This is a genomic window from Methylorubrum sp. Q1 (genome assembly GCF_004683995.1).
Classification (GTDB): domain Bacteria; phylum Pseudomonadota; class Alphaproteobacteria; order Rhizobiales; family Beijerinckiaceae; genus Methylobacterium.
Genome location: NZ_SRHQ01000001.1, coordinates 17,389 through 34,135, shown reverse-complemented (window position 1 = coordinate 34,135; position 16,747 = coordinate 17,389). Strand labels below are relative to the sequence as shown.

General features: G+C 68.8%; 11 protein-coding genes. 8 read left to right on the top strand and 3 right to left on the bottom strand.

Translation table 11 applies throughout. The features are described 5' to 3' along the window. Positions 1 to 273: 273 nt before the first annotated feature. The 4 genes from E4V01_RS00130 to E4V01_RS00115 all read left to right on the top strand — a co-directional run bounded on the left by E4V01_RS00130 (position 274) and on the right by E4V01_RS00115 (position 5,161). Entirely contained in the window at positions 274 to 426 is a 153-nt protein-coding gene (locus E4V01_RS00130) for a hypothetical protein (protein ID WP_012253924.1), read from the top strand. Continuing rightward, positions 423 to 1,409 (top strand): site-specific tyrosine recombinase XerD, encoded by a 987-nt coding sequence (locus tag E4V01_RS00125; protein WP_060769962.1) that lies wholly within the window; start codon positions 423 to 425, stop codon positions 1,407 to 1,409. Before E4V01_RS00130 ends, E4V01_RS00125 begins: the two co-directional genes overlap by 4 nt. A 170-nt stretch (positions 1,410 to 1,579) precedes the next feature. Next, positions 1,580 to 2,797 (top strand): GGDEF domain-containing protein, encoded by a 1,218-nt coding sequence (locus E4V01_RS00120; protein ID WP_135296977.1) that lies wholly within the window; start codon positions 1,580 to 1,582, stop codon positions 2,795 to 2,797. A gap of 132 nt (positions 2,798 to 2,929) precedes the next feature. Continuing rightward, entirely contained in the window at positions 2,930 to 5,161 is a 2,232-nt protein-coding gene (locus tag E4V01_RS00115) for a glycoside hydrolase family 3 N-terminal domain-containing protein (RefSeq protein ID WP_135296976.1), read from the top strand. A 6-nt stretch (positions 5,162 to 5,167) separates the two neighbouring features. Here E4V01_RS00115 and E4V01_RS00110 read toward each other — a convergent pair whose 3' ends face one another. From E4V01_RS00110 to E4V01_RS00100, 3 genes are read right to left on the bottom strand one after another with little or no spacing between them, the layout of a single operon-like run. After that, on the bottom strand, positions 5,168 to 6,370 hold the full coding sequence (locus tag E4V01_RS00110; RefSeq protein WP_060769965.1) for an ABC transporter permease: 1,203 nt from the start codon (positions 6,368 to 6,370) through the stop codon (positions 5,168 to 5,170). A gap of 37 nt (positions 6,371 to 6,407) precedes the next feature. After that, positions 6,408 to 6,932 (bottom strand): DUF4112 domain-containing protein, encoded by a 525-nt coding sequence (locus E4V01_RS00105; RefSeq protein WP_135296975.1) that lies wholly within the window; start codon positions 6,930 to 6,932, stop codon positions 6,408 to 6,410. Beyond that, positions 6,929 to 8,113: an aminotransferase gene (locus E4V01_RS00100; protein ID WP_135296974.1), complete on the bottom strand. Its 1,185-nt coding sequence runs from the start codon at positions 8,111 to 8,113 to the stop codon at positions 6,929 to 6,931. Before E4V01_RS00100 ends, E4V01_RS00105 begins: the two co-directional genes overlap by 4 nt. Positions 8,114 to 8,584: 471 nt before the next feature. Between E4V01_RS00100 and E4V01_RS25520 the strand changes: the two genes are divergently transcribed. From E4V01_RS25520 to E4V01_RS00080, 4 genes are all read left to right on the top strand, one after another. Next, the gene (locus tag E4V01_RS25520) at positions 8,585 to 8,737 is read left to right on the top strand and encodes a hypothetical protein (RefSeq protein WP_193763129.1); all 153 of its coding nucleotides are present in this window, start codon (positions 8,585 to 8,587) and stop codon (positions 8,735 to 8,737) included. 157 nt (positions 8,738 to 8,894) lie between these two features. After that, positions 8,895 to 10,274 (top strand): MdtA/MuxA family multidrug efflux RND transporter periplasmic adaptor subunit, encoded by a 1,380-nt coding sequence (locus E4V01_RS00090; protein ID WP_135296972.1) that lies wholly within the window; start codon positions 8,895 to 8,897, stop codon positions 10,272 to 10,274. A 13-nt stretch (positions 10,275 to 10,287) separates the two neighbouring features. Beyond that, positions 10,288 to 13,425 carry an MdtB/MuxB family multidrug efflux RND transporter permease subunit gene (locus E4V01_RS00085; protein ID WP_135296971.1) on the top strand — a complete coding sequence of 1,046 codons (3,138 nt, stop codon included), beginning with the start codon at positions 10,288 to 10,290 and terminating at the stop codon, positions 13,423 to 13,425. Beyond that, entirely contained in the window at positions 13,422 to 16,736 is a 3,315-nt protein-coding gene (locus E4V01_RS00080) for an efflux RND transporter permease subunit (protein WP_135296970.1), read from the top strand. Before E4V01_RS00085 ends, E4V01_RS00080 begins: the two co-directional genes overlap by 4 nt. The last annotated feature ends 11 nt before the right edge of the window (positions 16,737 to 16,747 follow it).

The following is a 16,747-nucleotide window of genomic DNA, read 5'->3' as shown; positions in this document are numbered from 1 at the left end:
ATACGGCTCTAGGAAGCGGGCAAGGGGGTGGCGCGCGACGACGGCTCCAGGCCTAAGCCTGCGAAGGCCGGCATTGGCGACTGAGGCCAGCAACAAACCAAGGTGACCGCTTTCGAGCGATGGCCCCGGTGGCCGGCGGCCGCTCTCTTGACCGCGCCGCCCCTGCTCCGCCAGACCTTGCCTTCGAGCCTCCGGCATGTGATCGAAACCCACGGTTTGCGCATCGCAACACGACCCGCTCGTCCGCGTATCCTCGGCGAAAGGCCGGTTCCCTTGCCCACCCTGTTCCGTTTCCTTGCCACGATCGCGATCCTCGCGGGCCTCGTCTTCGCCGGCATGTTCGCACTGGCGACCTTCGTCGAGCCGACGCCGCGGGAGATCAGCGTCACCATTCCCCCATCGAAGCTCCAGCCGGGCGGGCGATGAGCGCGGACGGTTCCGCGCTCCCAGGCGGAGCGGAGGATCCGGGTCAGCTCTTTCTCGACATGCTCGCCGCCGAACGCGGTGCGGCGGCCAACACCCTGGCCGCCTATCGGCGCGATCTCGACGACTACCTCGGCTACCTCGCGCAAGGCAGGATCGACCCGGAGGCGGCGCAGGCCGATCAGGTCCGTGCCTACATCGCCTCCCTGGAGCCGCGCGGATTGAAGGCGTCTTCGGCTGCCCGGCGCCTTTCCTGCATCCGCGGCTTCCACCGCTTCCTCTACGCGGAGGGCTATTCCGAAACCGATCCGACTGCGCCGGTTGCGGCCCCCCGGCGCGCCAAGGGCCTGCCGAAGGTCCTGTCGGTGGCGGAGGTCGATCGCCTGCTCGCGACGGCGCGCGCGCGTGTCGAGGCGGCGGGCGACGACCGGGCAGAGGCCCGTTCGGCCGCGCGGATGCTCTGCCTGCTCGAACTCCTCTACGCCACGGGCTTGCGCGTTTCGGAACTCGTGGCCCTGCCGCGCTCAGCCGCGGCCACCCGCGAGCGCTACCTCGTGGTCAAGGGCAAGGGCGGGCGCGAGCGCCTCGTGCCGCTCACGGACCTCGCCCGCGAAGCGATGCGCACCCACGTCGCGCACCTGACCGCCGAGGGGGCCTGGCTATTTCCCGCCGAGAGCGAGAGCGGCCATCTCACCCGGCAAGCCTTCGCCCGCGACCTCAAGACCGCCGCCGCCGCGGCCGGCCTGCGGCCCGACCGGGTCAGCCCGCACGTTCTGCGCCACGCCTTCGCCAGCCACCTGCTCCAGAACGGCGCGGATCTGCGCATCGTGCAGGAATTGCTGGGACATGCCGACATCTCGACGACGCAGATCTACACCCACGTCCTCGATGAACGTTTGAAAGGCATGGTGCGCGATCTTCACCCACTCAACGATCAGGGCGATCAGATCGACGCGTGCAATGTTTCCCCTGACGAACCGTATTGAAGCATACGTTGTTCGTTTGTCGGTCGATACGGCAACGGAATTTCATAAATCGCTGCAGCAAGTGTTTAGCGATGCTGTTGACTTCAAAATCGTTCCCGGATCATTTCTGAGGCCACGACGATGCAGGGGAGGCGGCGCAGCGGTCTAGACGGGCCGCTGCCAAAGACACGATGCGCCTCGATCTCCCGACGCTCTTTCTGATGACGGTCGCCGTCACCTTCATGGTGGGCGTGCTGTTCCTGTTGTCCTGGAGCCAGACCCGCCGCGAGCGTGCGCTGGCGGTCTGGGGCATCGCGCATCTCGTCGGCAGTGCCGCGTCGCTGATGCTGGCTCTGCGCGGCCAGATCCCGGACAGCCTGTCCATCGGCCTCGCGAACGCAATGATGATCGGCGGCTACGGGTTGATCTGGAGCGGCGTGCGGGCCTTCGAGGGCCGCTCGCTGCGGCTCGGCTGGGCCGTGGGCGGCGGGGCGATCTGGATCGCGGCCTGCCTGATCCCCTCCTTCTTCGAGTCGCTCGCCGCCCGCATCAGCGTCGCCTCGACGCTCGCCGGGCTCTACTGCGCCTCCGGCGCGCTGACGATCTGGCAGGGCCGCGACGAGCCCTTGGTCTCCCGCTACCCGGCGCTGGTGCTGCTTGCCATCTATGCCGGCCTCTACTGGATCCGCGTGCCGCTGGCGTTCACCATGCCGATACCGGCCTCGGTCGCGATCGCCTCGCCGTGGTTCGCCATTCTCTGCTTTACCGGAACGCTGTTCTCGGTCGCGATCGCCTTCGTGTTCATGGCGCTGACGAAGGAACGGGCCGAGCGTGAGCAGCGTCTGGCGGCCGAGACCGATTCGCTGACGGGCATCGCCAACCGCCGGGCGCTGGTCGCGGGCGCCGAGCGGCACCTCGCCGCCGCACCGGCTGCCCTGCTCCTGTTCGACCTCGACCACTTCAAGGCGATCAACGACCGCTACGGCCATAGCGTCGGCGACGCGGTGCTGGCCGCTTTCTGCCATGTCGCCGACCCTTTGCTGCCGCCCGGGGCGGTGTTCGGGCGGATGGGAGGCGAGGAGTTCGCGTGCCTGCTGCCGCGGCTCGACGATTGGGCGGCCATGCGCGTCGCCGAGGACGTCCGGGCCGCGGTCGCCCGCTTCGCTCACCCGGATTATCCGGAGCTGGCGGTTCGCGTGAGCATCGGTGTGGCGGCCGAAAGCCAGATCGGCGGCAGCCTGGATTACCTGCTGCGCCGGGCCGACGACGCCCTCTACCAGGCCAAGCACGCGGGACGCGACCGGGTGGTCGCCGCCGGCGAGGATCGCCTTCCCTTCGCCGAGGCGGCGGACCCGAGCCTCGGCCTTCGCGTCAACGCGGGCCGGCGGAGCCGGACGCGGTCGCCGTGACCGCCGTCCACACCGATCTGCCTGCCGCCGATCGATCCCGGACCGTGCTCCATCGACGGCGCGCCCCTTCGTGAGGCATCGTCCCGCCCCGTGAGCGAGGGCGGTGGGAATCGCCCCGGGGAGACGGTGACGATGCGGCGGCTGGCTCGGTGGATGGTCCGCGGTGCCGCAGCCTGGGCCGTCGTCCTCGGCGCGCCGGCCAGCGCCTTGGAGCCGGTCGAGAGCCGGATCGAGGCGCTGCTCGCCCGGATGACGCTGGAGGAGAAGGCGGGCCAGCTCAACCTGATCTCGCATGAGCCGATCCTCGACCTCGATGCTTTCCGCCGCGGCGAGGTCGGGGCGGTCATCAACTTCAACAATGCCGGTCTCGTGGCGCAGGCCGACCGGCTCGCCCGCTCCGCGCGGCTCGGGATCCCGCTGCTCGTCGGCCTCGACATCGTCCACGGCTACCGCACCATCTTCCCCCTGCCGCTCGCCATGGCCGCGAGCTTCGATGCCGGTCTCGTGCGCCGCGCCGCCGCCGCCCAGGCACGCGAGTCGGCAGCGATCGGCCTCAACTGGACCTTCTCGCCGATGGCGGATGTCGCCCGCGATCTGCGCTGGGGCCGGGTGGTCGAGGGCTTGGGCGAAGATCCGTGGCTGACGGGGCGGCTCACCGCCGCACAGGTCGAGGGCTTTCGCGATGGCGGGCTCGCGAGCACGCTCAAGCACTTCGCGGGCTACAGTGCGGTGCTGGGTGGGCGCGACTACGACGCGACCTTCGTGGCACCCACCGAATTGCACGACCTCCACCTGCCCCCGTTCCGCGATGGCATCCGGGCCGGCGCCGATGCGGTGATGACGGCTTTGACCGCCCTGAACGGCCTGCCCACCACCGCCGACCCGGCGCTGATGACGGGCCTGCTGCGGCGGCAGATGGCATTTTCCGGCCTCGTCGTGGCCGATTGGCAGGCGATCGCCAGTCTCACGAAGCACGGCATCGCCCGCGATGGCGCGGAGGCCGCGCGCAAGGCGCTGGCGGCGGGCGTCGACATGGACATGACGAGCGGGTTGTTTCTCCGCCACCTGCCTGATGAGGTGCGCGCCGGGCGCGTTCCCGAAACGGCGGTCGATGAAGCGGTGCGCCGGGTGCTGCGGCTCAAGTTCGGGCTCGGCCTGTTCGACCGCCCCGTGGTCGATCCGGACGGCGCGGAGGCGAAACTGCTGCGCCCCGAGACCCGGCGGCTCGCCCGCGAGGCGGCGCGGGCGAGCCTCGTGCTGCTGCAGAATCGCGAGGATCTGCTGCCGATCGATCCGGCCAAGGTGCGCCGCATCGCCGTCGTCGGTCCCTTCGCCGATTCCGCCTGGGATCAGGTCGGGCCGCATGAGGGCACGGGGCAGGAATGGGACGCGGTGACGATCCTTGCGGGCCTGCGTGAGCGGGCCGCCGCGTCCGGTGTCGCGATCGATTTCGCGCCGGGCTGCCCGCGCGTCTGCGACAGCCGCGCGGGCTTTGCCGCCGCGGTCGAGGCGGCGGCAGGGGCCGATCTCGTCGTGGCGGTGATGGGCGAGCCGCGGGACCGTTCGGGCGAAGGCTCGTCGAGCGCCACCCTCACTTGGCCCGGCCTGCAGCATGATCTGCTCGCGGCGGTCGCCGAGGCCGGCAAGCCGGTCGCGCTCGTCGTGGTCGGCGGGCGCCCGACCGACCTCGGGGATGCGTTAGGACAGGCGCAGGCGGTGCTGATGGCGTGGCTCCCGGGCACCGAGGGCGGGCCGGCTGTGGCCGAGACGCTGTTCGGTGACGCCAACCCATCGGGCCGGCTGCCGGTCTCCTGGCCGCGTAAGGTTGGGCAATTGCCGCTGACTTACGACACGCTGCCGGGCGGGCGCCCGCATGTCTCCGGCTCACGCTGGACCATGGGCTATGCCGACGAGTCGCCACTGCCGCTGTTCCCGTTCGGCTACGGCCTCTCGTACACGCGCTTCGCCTATGGCGAGCCGGAGATCGTAGCGCCGCATGTCGGCGTCGGGGACCGCTACGACGCGATGCTGGAGGTGCGCACCTCCGTCACCAACTATGGGACGCGTCCGGGCCGGGCGGTGGCGCAGCTCTATATCGGCCAACCGGTGGCGAGCCGCAGTCGACCGAGGCGCTTGCTGAAGGGCGTCGCGCTCCTCGACCTCGCCTCGGGCGAGACCGGAGTCGCGAGCTTCCGCGTGCCGGCGCGCGACCTTGGCTACCATGAGCCGGACGGCACGCTGGTGGTGGAGGCCGGCACCTACCTCGCCCATGTCGGCGGGGACGCGATCGCCACCCGCAGTGCCGGCTTCGCTGTCGAGACCGGTTGGCGCGGGCCGCCGGGCAGCGCCGAGGCGCGGCGCTGACGCGGTTCAGCCGAAGGTCTTGCGCGGATCGAACGCGTCGCGCACCGCCTCACCCGCGAAGACGAGCAGGCTCAGCATCGTCGCCACCACGAAGAAGCCGGTCAGCCCGAGCCAGGGCGCGTTGATGTTGTCCTTGCCCTGCGCCAGCAACTCGCCGAGCGAGGGGGAGCCCGGCGGCAGGCCGAAGCCGAGATAGTCGAGCGAGGTCAGGGTCGTGACCGAGCCGTTCAGGATGAACGGCAGGAAGGTCAGCGTCGCCACCATGGCGTTGGGCAGGAGGTGCCGCGTCATGATGCGCACGTTCGACAGGCCGAGCGCGCGAGCCGCTCGCACGTATTCGAAGTTGCGTGCGCGCAGGAATTCGGCGCGCACCACGCCGACCAGAGCCGTCCACGAGAACAGCGTCAGGATGCCGAGCAGGGTGAAGAAGCTCGGTACGAGGAAGGCCGACATGATGATGATAAGGTAGAGCGTCGGGATCGCGCCCCAGATCTCGATGATCCGCTGGAAGATCAGGTCGGTCCAGCCGCCGAAATAGCCCTGCACCGCCCCCGCGATCACGCCGATGACGGACGAGACGCCGGCGAGCACGAGGCCGAACAGGATCGAGATGCGGAAGCCGTAGATGACGCGCGCCAGCACGTCCCGCGTCGCGTTGTCGGTGCCGAGCCAGTGCCACTCGATGTCACGGCAGCCGAGTTCGCGCCCCTGCGCCTTCACGCCCGCCCGCTCGGCGACCGGGCGGCACTCGGCATCGCTCAGCATCCAGGTCGGCGGCGAGGGGGCCGGGGTCGGCAGGTCCCGCATGAAGGTGTTGTCGGCATACGGAATCGGCGGCCAGAGCACCCAGCCGTTCTCTTCGATCTCCTTGCGCGTCTCGGGCGCCCGGTAATCGGTCTGGGCCAGGAAGCCGCCGAACTTCTCGTCCGGGTAATCGACCAGGACGGGGAACAGCCACTCGCCCTTGTACTGCATGACGATCGGGCGATCGTTGGCAATGAGTTCGGCAAACAGGCTCAGCACGAACAGGACGGTGAAGATCACCGCCGACCAATAGCCGCGCCGGTTGGCCCGAAAGTTCGCGAGCCGCCGCCGGTTGAGCGGCGAGAGTCCGCGGCGTGTGGCGGTCGGCAGGACTCGCATCTGCGGCGCGTTGCCCGGTGCGGTGACGGGCACCGCATCGCGTTCGGGTCGCAGGTGCTCGTTCATCGGCTCCAACCCTCACACTCGGGCGGCCGATGCCGGCTCAGTCGAGCCGGGTTGCGGTGCCCTCGATCTCGCTCGGCCGCAGCGCACCCTTGCGCTCCAGATGGCGACGCAGAAGGCGCACATTGCGGCGGTTCGCCTTGAAGGCCGCGTCGAGCAGGTCGCCGGCCAGCGGCACCGAGCCCACCGCGCCGTCGATGGCGACGTTGCCCATCATGCGCCAAACCAGCCAGCGCGGTGCGCCGAGCCGTTTCGCCTCGTAGACGATGTACGAGGCGATCGCCATGCCCGCGATGTCGCCGAGGATGGGAACGAGACCGATCACCGCGTCGAGACCGACGCGGCGGTTGATGCCCGGCAGGAGGAAGGCCGAGTCCATCAGGTGGGCGAGCTGCTCGAGCCGCAGGAGACTCGCCTCGGTGCCGGTATCGGTGAGGTGGCGCAATTGCGCCGCGCCCGCGGACTCGCGATAGGCCGTGCTGGAGGTGTGAACGGAGGTGCTCATGACGAGGATGTGGCCCCGGCCCAACCGCTGCACAAGGAAGCGGATCGCGTGGTCGTTCACGTCCCGGGAAATAACCCTGCCAAGCGTTCGACCGCCGCGTCGAGGGTGGCGTCCGTCTTGGCGAAGCAGAAGCGCACGAGGGTGCTCACGCTTCCTTCCTCGTAGAAGGCGCTGACGGGGATGGCCGCGACGCCGTGCTCGGATACGATCCGCTCGCAGAAGGCGACGTCGTCGGCGGCGAGGCCCGCGATATCGACGCTGAGGAAGTAGGTGCCGGCGCTCGGCAGCACGGCGAAGCCGATTCGTGACAGTCCCGCCGCCAGCCGGTCGCGGGAGCGGGCGAGGTCAGCCCGCATACCCTCGAAGTACGCGTCGTCCTTGGCCAGGCCGTAGGCAACCGCCTCCTGAAGATTCGGCGGCGTGGTGAAGGTGAGGAACTGGTGCGCCCGCGACAGCACCCGCATCAGCGGCTCGTCCGCCATCACGAAGCCGACCTTCCAACCGGTGAGGCTGAAGATCTTGCCGGCCGAGCCGATCTTCACCGTCCGCTCACGCATGCCAGGCAGGGCCATCAGCGGCCGATGGCGCCGGCCGTCGAAGATCACATGCTCCCAGACCTCGTCGCAGACCGCGATCGCGTCGAAACGCCGGCAGAAGTCGGCCAGCAGGGCGATGTCGTCCTCCCCGAAGACGGTGGCGCTCGGATTGAGCGGGTTGTTCAGCAGGACTATCCGGGTGCGGTCGCAGAACGCGTCCGCCAATGCCGCCTCTTCGATCCGGAAATGCGGCGGCTTGAGCGTGACGAAGCGCGGCACTCCGCCAGCGCGCCGCACCAGCGGCAGGTAGGCGTCGTACATCGGCTCGAACAGTACGACTTCGTCACCCGGCCGAACCAGCGCCATCAGCGCACCGGCCAGCGCCTCGGTCGCGCCCGAAGTCACCATCACCTCGCGCTCGGGATCGAGGTCGATGCCCTGGTGATGACGGTAATGCGCGGCGATGGCCGTGCGCAGCGAAGGCAGCCCCATCATCGGAGGGTACTGGTTGCTGACGCTCTCCAGCGCCCGCGCGGCGGCGGCCCGCACGTCGTCGGGGCCCTGACCGTCGGGAAAGCCCTGGCCGAGATTGATCGCCCCGTGCTGCCGCGCGAGCCGCGACATCGCTTCGAAGACGGTTTCCGGCAGCTCGGCGAACACGGGATGGCCAGTGAGCGGGGGGATGCGATTCGCGGCAGGACTCATGCGCGATGTCTTTGCAGAGCGACCGCCCCACTCCAAGTGCCTCTACGCAAGATGGAATGGAGAAGAGAACGGGGCCGCGTTCGGTCTCGTCGCCTGTGAACACAAGAGGCGTCTTGTCGGACCTTGTCGAGACCGTCGGGGTGCGGTCTTCGCAACGTGCGCTCACGCACACGAGCCTGCGGATTAGCTGCGAAATCCCGCTTTTGCGCCACGTCGGCAGGGTGACGAATGTTGACGATCATCAGTCGTAAGCGCATGTTCACTCCACGGTCGGACCGGCCGCCGCGCTCGAGGGACTTCGCCCCCTCGTTTCTCGGGTGTGGCAGGCCGGTCCGGTCGTGCTTCACGAAAAAGGCCGCCGCTCGACACGGCGGCCTTTTTCATGTCCGATCGGGCGGCATACGCTCTTGCAACGGCCCTTTCCAGCGACCCCTTCACCATCGGCGGATCATGCGTCTGGGAACCTGCCTGTTGCTCGCCGTCATGGCCGGTGTCCTGGGCTTGGGTCTGCGTCTCACGCTGCCGGTCACGCCGGTCGATGCGTCGTTTCGCGACGTGGTGCGCCTCTATCAGTCGCAGGCCGCGCCGACCGGCAGCAACACGCCGGAAACGTCGTCGCCGTAGGAACACCGCAATGACCGGCGAGGCTCGCCGGCCGTACCGAATCCAGCCAGCTTTGTTCGAAACGGGGTCGAGCCGGGTGGATCTGCTGCCGGCCGGATCGTGATCGTGAATCGGCCCGCGTCTGTTGGCCGTGATGCCGTCGATGAGTGTGTGAGGGATGAACGAGAGTTCGCCGATACGCAGGGAGACCGCCCGGGAGTACCGGACCGCGGACCCGGTGACGACCGCACCGGTCCGCCGGCGCCGTAAGTTCGGCCGCTGGATGCTCGCCCTGCTGATCCTCGGCGGTGCCGGCGCCGTCGCCCACCGCACCTACGATGCGCGGCAGAAGCCGGCCGGGGAGATGGCACAGGCGCCGGGCGGCGGGCGTCCCGGTCACGGCGGCCGGCCGGCCGATATGAAGCAGGCGGTCGGTGTCGCGCCGGTCGTGACCGGCGACATGCCCGTCGTGCTCCAGGGCCTCGGCACGGTGACCCCGCTCGCCACCGTCTCGATCCGCTCGCAGATCAACGGCTACCTCACCAAGATCGGCTTTCGCGAGGGCCAGATGGTGAAGGAGGGCGACTTCCTCGCCCAGGTCGATCCGCGGCCCTACGAGGCGTTGCTCGCGCAGTATCAGGGCCAGCTCGCGCGCGATCAGGCGCTGCTGCAAAACTCGAAGCTCGATCTCCAGCGCTACCAGACCCTGAACCGCCAGGATTCGATCTCGAAGCAGAACGTCGACACCCAGGCCGCCCTGGTGAAGCAGAACGAGGGCACGGTGGCCGCCGATCAGGCCCTCGTCGATCAGCAGAAGCTCAATCTCACCTATGCCCGGATCGTCTCGCCGGTGGAGGGTCGGGTCGGCCTGAGGCAGGTCGATCTCGGCAACTACATCACCGCCGGCTCGACCAACATCGTGGTCGTCACGCAGTTGCGTCCGATCTCGGTGGTGTTCGTGCTGCCGGAGGACGACGTCGCGCGGGTGATGCGGCGGGTGCGCGCGGGTGCCAAGCTGACGGTGCGCGCCTACGACCGCAGCGACCAGCACGAGATCGCCGTCGGCCGCCTCGACACGGTGGACAACCAGATCGACACCACGACCGGCACGGTGAAGCTGCGGGCGATGTTCGAGAACGAGGACGAGAGCCTGTTCCCGAACCAGTTCGTCAATGCGCGTCTCACCGTCGAGACGATCCAGAACGCGGTCCTGGTGCCGAATGCCGCGATCCTGCGTGGCACGCCCGGCACCTACGTCTACCTGATGGACGGCGACGAGAAGGTCACGGTCCGCCCGATCAAGACCGGCGAGACCGATGGGGTGAACACGGTGGTTCTGTCGGGCCTTGCGGCGGGCGACCGTGTCGTCACCGACGGTACCGATCGCCTGCGCGAGGGCGCGCCGGTGCGCGTCGTCGGCAACACCTCCGGCCCCCAGGCCGGTGGCCCGGCGGCGGGCGCCCCCGGCGCGACGCTTCCGACGACGCCGGCCGCTTCCACCGACGGCGCGAACCAGGGCAGCCAGGAGCGCCGGGGACGCCGGCGCCCGGCGCAGTAGGCGGGATGCGGCCATGAACCCGTCTCGCCTCTTCATCCTGCGGCCCGTCGCGACGACGCTGTCGATGCTGGCGATCCTGATCGTCGGCGCGGTGTCGTACCTGAACCTGCCGGTCTCGGCGCTGCCGGCCGTCGATTACCCGACGATCCAGGTGCAGACCTTCTATCCCGGTGCCAGCCCGGAGGTGATGACCTCGGCCGTCACCGCGCCGCTGGAGCGGCAGTTCGGCCAGATGGCCAACCTCAACCAGATGTCCTCGCAGAGTTCGGCGGGGGCGTCCGTCATCACGCTCCAGTTCAACCTCGACATCCCGCTCGACATCGCCGAGCAGTCGGTCCAGGCGGCGATCAATGCAGCCGGCAACCTGCTTCCGACCGACCTTCCGGCGCCGCCGATCTACGCCAAGGTCAACCCGGCCGACGCGCCGGTGCTGACGCTGGCGCTCACCTCCGCGACGATCCCGCTGACGCAGGTGCGCGACCTCGCCGAGACCCGGCTCGCCCAGAAGATCAGCCAGATCGCCGGTGTGGGCCTCGTCAGCATGGGCGGCGGGCAGCGGCCGGCGGTGCGGGTGCGGTTCAATTCCCTGGCGATGGCCGCCTACGGCCTCAACATCGACGACCTGCGCACGACGATCGCCAACCTCAACGTCAACACGCCCAAGGGCAATATCGACGGGCCGACCCAATCCTACGCCATCAACGCCAACGATCAGGTGCGGGACCCGGCGGTCTATGCCAGCGCGATCATCGCCTATCGCAACGGCGCGCCGGTCCATCTCACCGACGTGGCGGAGGTCGTGGACGGGGCCGAGAACACCCGGCTCGGCGCCTGGGCCGACCGCACGCCCGCGGTGATCCTCAACATTCAGCGCCAGCCCGGCGCCAACGTCATCGACACGGTCGACCGCATCAAGCGGCTGCTGCCCCAGCTTCAGGCGACGATGCCGGCCTCGGTCTCGGTCGCGATCCTCACCGACCGCACCACCACGATCCGCGCTTCGGTCCACGACGTGCAGTTCGAACTGATGCTCGCCATCGGCCTCGTGGTGATGGTGATCTTCCTATTCCTGCGCAGCTTCTCCGCGACGCTGATTCCGAGCCTGTCGGTGCCGCTCTCGCTGATCGGCGCGCTCGCGGTGATGGATGCGTGGGGCTTCTCCCTCGACAACCTCTCGCTGATGGCGCTCACCATCGCGACCGGCTTCGTCGTGGACGACGCCATCGTCGTGATCGAGAACATCGCCCGCCACGTCGAGGAGGGCGATCAACCGTTCGAGGCGGCGCTGAAGGGAAGCCGCGAAATCGGATTCACCATCATCTCGCTCACCGTCTCGCTCATCGCGGTGCTGATCCCGCTCCTGTTCATGGGCGACGTGGTCGGCCGCCTGTTCCGCGAATTCGCCATCACGCTGGCGGCGACCATCGTCATCTCGGCGGTGGTCTCGCTCACCCTCGTGCCGATGCTGTGCGCGCGCCTGCTCAAGCCCGTCGCCCATGGCGCCGACACACCGGCCGCGCGCCGGGAAGGCCCGATCGCCCGCGCGGGCCGGCGGCTCAATGACGGCGTCATCGCCCTCTACGGCCGGGCCCTGCGCGTCGTGCTCGCCAACCAGGGACTGACGCTGCTCGTCACCCTCGGCACCGTGGCGCTCACCGCTTACCTGTTCGTGGTGATCCCCAAGGGCTTCTTCCCCGTGCAGGACACGGGCGTGATCCAGGGCATCTCACAGGCCGACCAGAGCGTCTCCTACGAGGCCATGGCCGAGCGCCAGCAGGCCTTGGCCGACATCGTCCTGCAGGATCCGGACGTTGCGAGCCTGTCCTCGTTCATCGGGGTGGACGGGCAGAACGTCACGCTCAATTCCGGCCGCTTTCTCATCAACCTGAAGCCGCGCGAGGGGCGCGGCGCCGATGCCAGCGCGATCATCCGACGCCTCAACGCCGCGACGAGCTCTGTCCCCGGCGTACGGCTCTACATGCAGCCGGTGCAGGATCTGACGATCGATACCGCGGTCTCGGCCACGCAGTATCAGGTCATCCTCGAGAACCCGAACCTGCCTGACTTCGAGACCTGGGTGCCGCGCTACGTCGAGGCGCTGCGCCGCTCGCCGCTCCTGGCCGACGTGACCAGCGACTACCAGGGCAACGGCCTGGCCGCCTACGTCACCATCGACCGGCCCACCGCCGGGCGCTACGGCATCACGCCGGCCACGATCGACAACGTGCTCTATGACGCCTTCGGCCAGCGCATCGTCTCGACCATCTTCACCCAATCGAGCCAGTACCGGGTGATCCTGGAGGCGAACCCGAAGCTGCACACCTCGCTCGCCTCCCTCGACAACCTCTATCTTCCGTCCTCGACCGCACCCTCGGGACAGGTGCCGCTCTCGGCCGTGGCGAAGATCGAGGAGCGTCGCGCGCCGCTGCTGATCGGCCATCTCGGCCAGTTCCCGGCCACCACCGTCTCGTTCAACCTCGCGCCCGGCGTGGCCCTCGGCCAAGCCGTCGATGCCTTGGAAGCCGCGCGAAAAGACATCAACCTGCCGGCCAGCTTCAACGTGGTGCCGCAGGGCTCCGTCTTCGCCTTCGAGTCGGCGCTCTCCAACGAGCTGTTCCTCGTCTGCGCGGCGATCATCACCGTCTACATCGTGCTCGGCGTGCTCTACGAGAGCTTCATCCACCCCATCACCATCCTCTCGACCCTGCCGTCCGCCGGCATCGGCGCGCTGCTCGGGCTGATGTGGTTCGGGCTCTCGCTCGACATCATCGCGATCATCGGCATCGTGCTCCTGATCGGCATCGTGAAGAAGAACGCGATCATGATGATCGACTTCGCGCTCCAGGCCGAGCGCGAGGAGGGCAAGGCCCCGCGCGATGCGATCTACGAGGCCTGCCTCCTTCGCTTCCGCCCGATCCTGATGACGACGCTCGCCGCGCTGTTTGCGGCGGTGCCGATGATCGTGGGTTCGGGCGTCGGCTCCGAGCTGCGCCAGCCGCTCGGCATCGTCATCGCCGGCGGCCTCATCGTCAGTCAGGTGCTGACGCTGTTCACGACGCCGGTCATTTACCTCGCGTTCGACCGGCTGGAGCGGCGGATCACGGGGCGGCGGGAGCGGGACGGGCTGGCGCCCAGTGGGGCGGTGCCTTGAACCTCTCCGAACCGTTCATCCGCCGCCCGGTCGCGACCACGCTGCTGACCATCGGCCTGCTGCTCGCCGGCATGTTCGCCTATGTCCGCCTGCCGGTGGCGCCGCTGCCGCAGGTCGATTTCCCCGTCATCCTCGTTCAGGCGCAGATGGCCGGCGCCTCGCCCGAGACCATGGCGACCACGGTCGCCGCGCCGCTGGAGCGGCGGCTCGGGGCCATCGCCGATGTCAACGAGATGACCTCGACGAGTTCGACAGGCACGGTGCGGATCGTCCTGCTGTTCGGCCTCAACCGCGACATCGACGGCGCCGCCCGCGACGTGCAGGCGGCGATCAACGCCGCGCGCGCCGACCTGCCGACCTCGCTGCGCACCAACCCGACCTACCGCAAGTTCAATCCGGCCGATTCGCCGATCCTGATCCTCGGCCTCACCTCCGATACGCTGACGCCCGGGCAGCTCTACGATTCCGCGGCGACCATCGTGCAGCAGCGGATGAGCCAGATCGAGGGCGTCGGAAACGTCGATATCGGCGGCTCGTCGCTGCCGGCGGTCCGGGTCGAACTCGATCCGACGGCCCTGTTCCACTACGGCATCGGTCTGGAAGGCATCCGCGCGGGCCTGGCCTCGGCCAACGCCAACTCGCCCAAGGGCGACATCGTGGCGGGCGACCGCCGCTACCAGCTCTACGCCAACGACCAGGGCCGGCAGGCCTCCGACTATCGCGACATCGTCGTCGCCTACCGCAACGGCGCCGCGGTGCGGCTCGCCGATGTCGGCGAAGTGGTCGATTCGGTCGAGGACAAGCGCAACCTCGGCCTCGTCGACGGCAAGCCGGGCGTGATCCTGTTCATCTACAAGCAGCCCGGCTCCAACGTCGTCGAGACCGTGGACCGGGTGCGGGCGGCGATCCCGCAGGCGAAGGCGGCGCTGCCCGGGGACATCGACCTCAACATCTCCGGCGACCGCTCCGCCACGATCCGCGCCTCGCTGGCCAGCACCGAGGAAACGCTGATCATCGCGGTCATCCTCGTGATCTTCGTCACCTTCATCTTCCTGCGCTCGTGGCGGGCGACGCTGATCCCGGCGGTGGCGGTGCCGATCTCGATCATCGGCACCTTCGCGGCGATGTGGATGCTCGGCTATTCCCTCGACATCCTGTCGCTGATGGCGCTCATCATCGCGACCGGCTTCGTCGTGGACGACGCCATCGTCGTGCTGGAGAACATCCAGCGGCACATCGAGGCGGGCAAGCCTCGGGTCGAGGCGGCCCTGCTCGGCGCTCGCGAGGTGGGGTTCACCGTCGTCTCGATGAGCCTGTCGCTCATCGCCGTGTTCCTGCCGATCCTGCTGATGGGCGGCATCGTCGGCCGGCTGTTCCAGGAATTCGCGGTCACGCTGTCGATGGCGATCCTCGTCTCGCTCGTGCTGTCGCTGACGACGACGCCGATGATGTGCGCGCTGCTCCTCAAGCCCGAGGCGCAGAGGCACGCGGGCCAACGCCCCAATATCCTGCTGCGCGGGCTGGAGGGCGGCTTCGACGCGGTGCTGCGGGGTTACGAACGGACGCTCCGTTTCGCGCTCCGTCACCGACGACTGACCGTGCTCAGCGTGTTCATCGCGATCGGGCTCACGGTCTACGGCTACATCATCGTGCCGAAGGGCTTCTTCCCCGATCAGGATACCGGCCAGCTCATGGGCGGCATCCAGGCCGACCAGCGCATCTCGTTCCAGTCGATGAAGGACAAGCTGGAGCGCGCGAGCGCCATCGTGCAGGCGGACCCGGCGGTGGAGAGCATCGTCGGTTTCACGGGCGGGCGCGGTACCAATTCCGCCAACGTCTTCGTCGGGCTGAAACCCCGCGGCGAACGCGAGCCGATCGAGACCGTGATGGCCCGGCTGCGGCCGAAGCTCGCCCAGGTCGCGGGCGCGCGCCTGTTCCTGTTCCCGCGCCAGGATCTCAGGATGGGCGGGCGCCAGAGCTTCGCCCAGTACCAGTACACACTGCAGGGCGACACGTCGGAGGAGCTCTACGCCGCCTCGCCGAAGCTGCTGCAAGCGCTGCAGAAGCGCACCGACATCTTCGCCGACGTCACCTCCGACCAGCAGGAGGGCGGGCTGGAGAGCCGCCTCGTCATCGATCGGGCGACCGCATTCCGCTACGGCATCACCCCGGACCAGATCGACAACACCCTCTACGACGCCTTCGGGCAGCGGCAGGTCTCGACGATCTACAACCCGCTCAACCAGTACCACGTGGTAATGGAGATCGCGCCGCGATATCTCCAGAACCCGGAAGTCCTGAAGACGATCTACGTCTCGACCACGGGCGGCCGGGCGCGGGGCTCGGCCACCACCAACGCGGTTGCCGGCACGGTGGCGGGGGGCGGGACCACGACCGCCTCGCAAGCGTCGACCTCCGGCACGTCCACCACCGACACGGCAGCGACCATCGCCGCCGACTCGGCGCGCAACGCCGCGGGCAACGCCATCGCTGCGAGCCGGGGCAGCGCCTCATCGAGCGCGCCGGTGTCGAGCGCCAAGGAAACGATGGTGCCGCTCTCGGCCTTCGCCCATTTCGAGACCGGCAACGCCCCGGTCCAGGTGGCGCACCAGGGCCTGTTCGTGGCCACCACCATCTCGTTCAACCTCGTGCCCGGCAAGAGTCTGGGCGAGGCCACCGCCGTCATCGACCAGACCATGCTCGATCTGCAATTGCCGCAGACCATCCATGGCGAGTTCGCGGGTGCGGCCAAGAGCTATCAGGAATCGTCTTCGCGCCAGCCGCTGCTGATCCTGGCGGCTCTCCTGGCCGTCTACGCCGTGCTCGGCATCCTCTACGAGAGCTACATCCACCCCATCACGATTCTCTCGACCCTGCCCTCGGCCGGGATCGGCGCCATCGTCGCGCTGCTCACGACCGGGACCGAGTTCACCATCGTCGCCCTGATCGCGGTGTTCCTCTTGATCGGTATCGTGAAGAAGAACGCCATCCTGATGATCGATTTCGCCATCGATGCGGAGCGCAACCGCGGCCTGACGCCGGGAGAAGCGATCTACGAGGCCTGCCTCCTGCGCTTCCGCCCGATCATGATGACGACGCTCGCCGCCATCCTGGGTGCAGCCCCGCTCATCGTCGCGGGCGGCGAGGGGGCCGAGCTGCGCCGGCCCCTCGGCATCGCGATCGTCGGTGGACTCATCGTCAGCCAGATCCTGACCCTCTACACGACACCGGTCGTCTACCTGTATCTCGACCGTCTCCGGCTCTGGGCGAAGCGTCGCCGGGGCGGACCGGCGGCGGTGCCGGCCGAGTGAGGATGGTTGTT

Bases quoted from the DNA above. Each gene is read 5' to 3' on its own strand.
- E4V01_RS00110 (WP_060769965.1), bottom strand. From the start codon at position 6,370: ATGAACGAGCACCTGCGACCCGAACGCGATGCGGTGCCCGTCACCGCA.
- E4V01_RS00125 (WP_060769962.1), top strand. From the start codon at position 423: ATGAGCGCGGACGGTTCCGCGCTCCCAGGCGGAGCGGAGGATCCGGGT.
- E4V01_RS00090 (WP_135296972.1), top strand. From the start codon at position 8,895: ATGAACGAGAGTTCGCCGATACGCAGGGAGACCGCCCGGGAGTACCGG.
- E4V01_RS00085 (WP_135296971.1), top strand. From the start codon at position 10,288: ATGAACCCGTCTCGCCTCTTCATCCTGCGGCCCGTCGCGACGACGCTG.
- E4V01_RS00100 (WP_135296974.1), bottom strand. From the start codon at position 8,113: ATGAGTCCTGCCGCGAATCGCATCCCCCCGCTCACTGGCCATCCCGTG.
- E4V01_RS00115 (WP_135296976.1), top strand. From the start codon at position 2,930: ATGCGGCGGCTGGCTCGGTGGATGGTCCGCGGTGCCGCAGCCTGGGCC.
- E4V01_RS00120 (WP_135296977.1), top strand. From the start codon at position 1,580: ATGCGCCTCGATCTCCCGACGCTCTTTCTGATGACGGTCGCCGTCACC.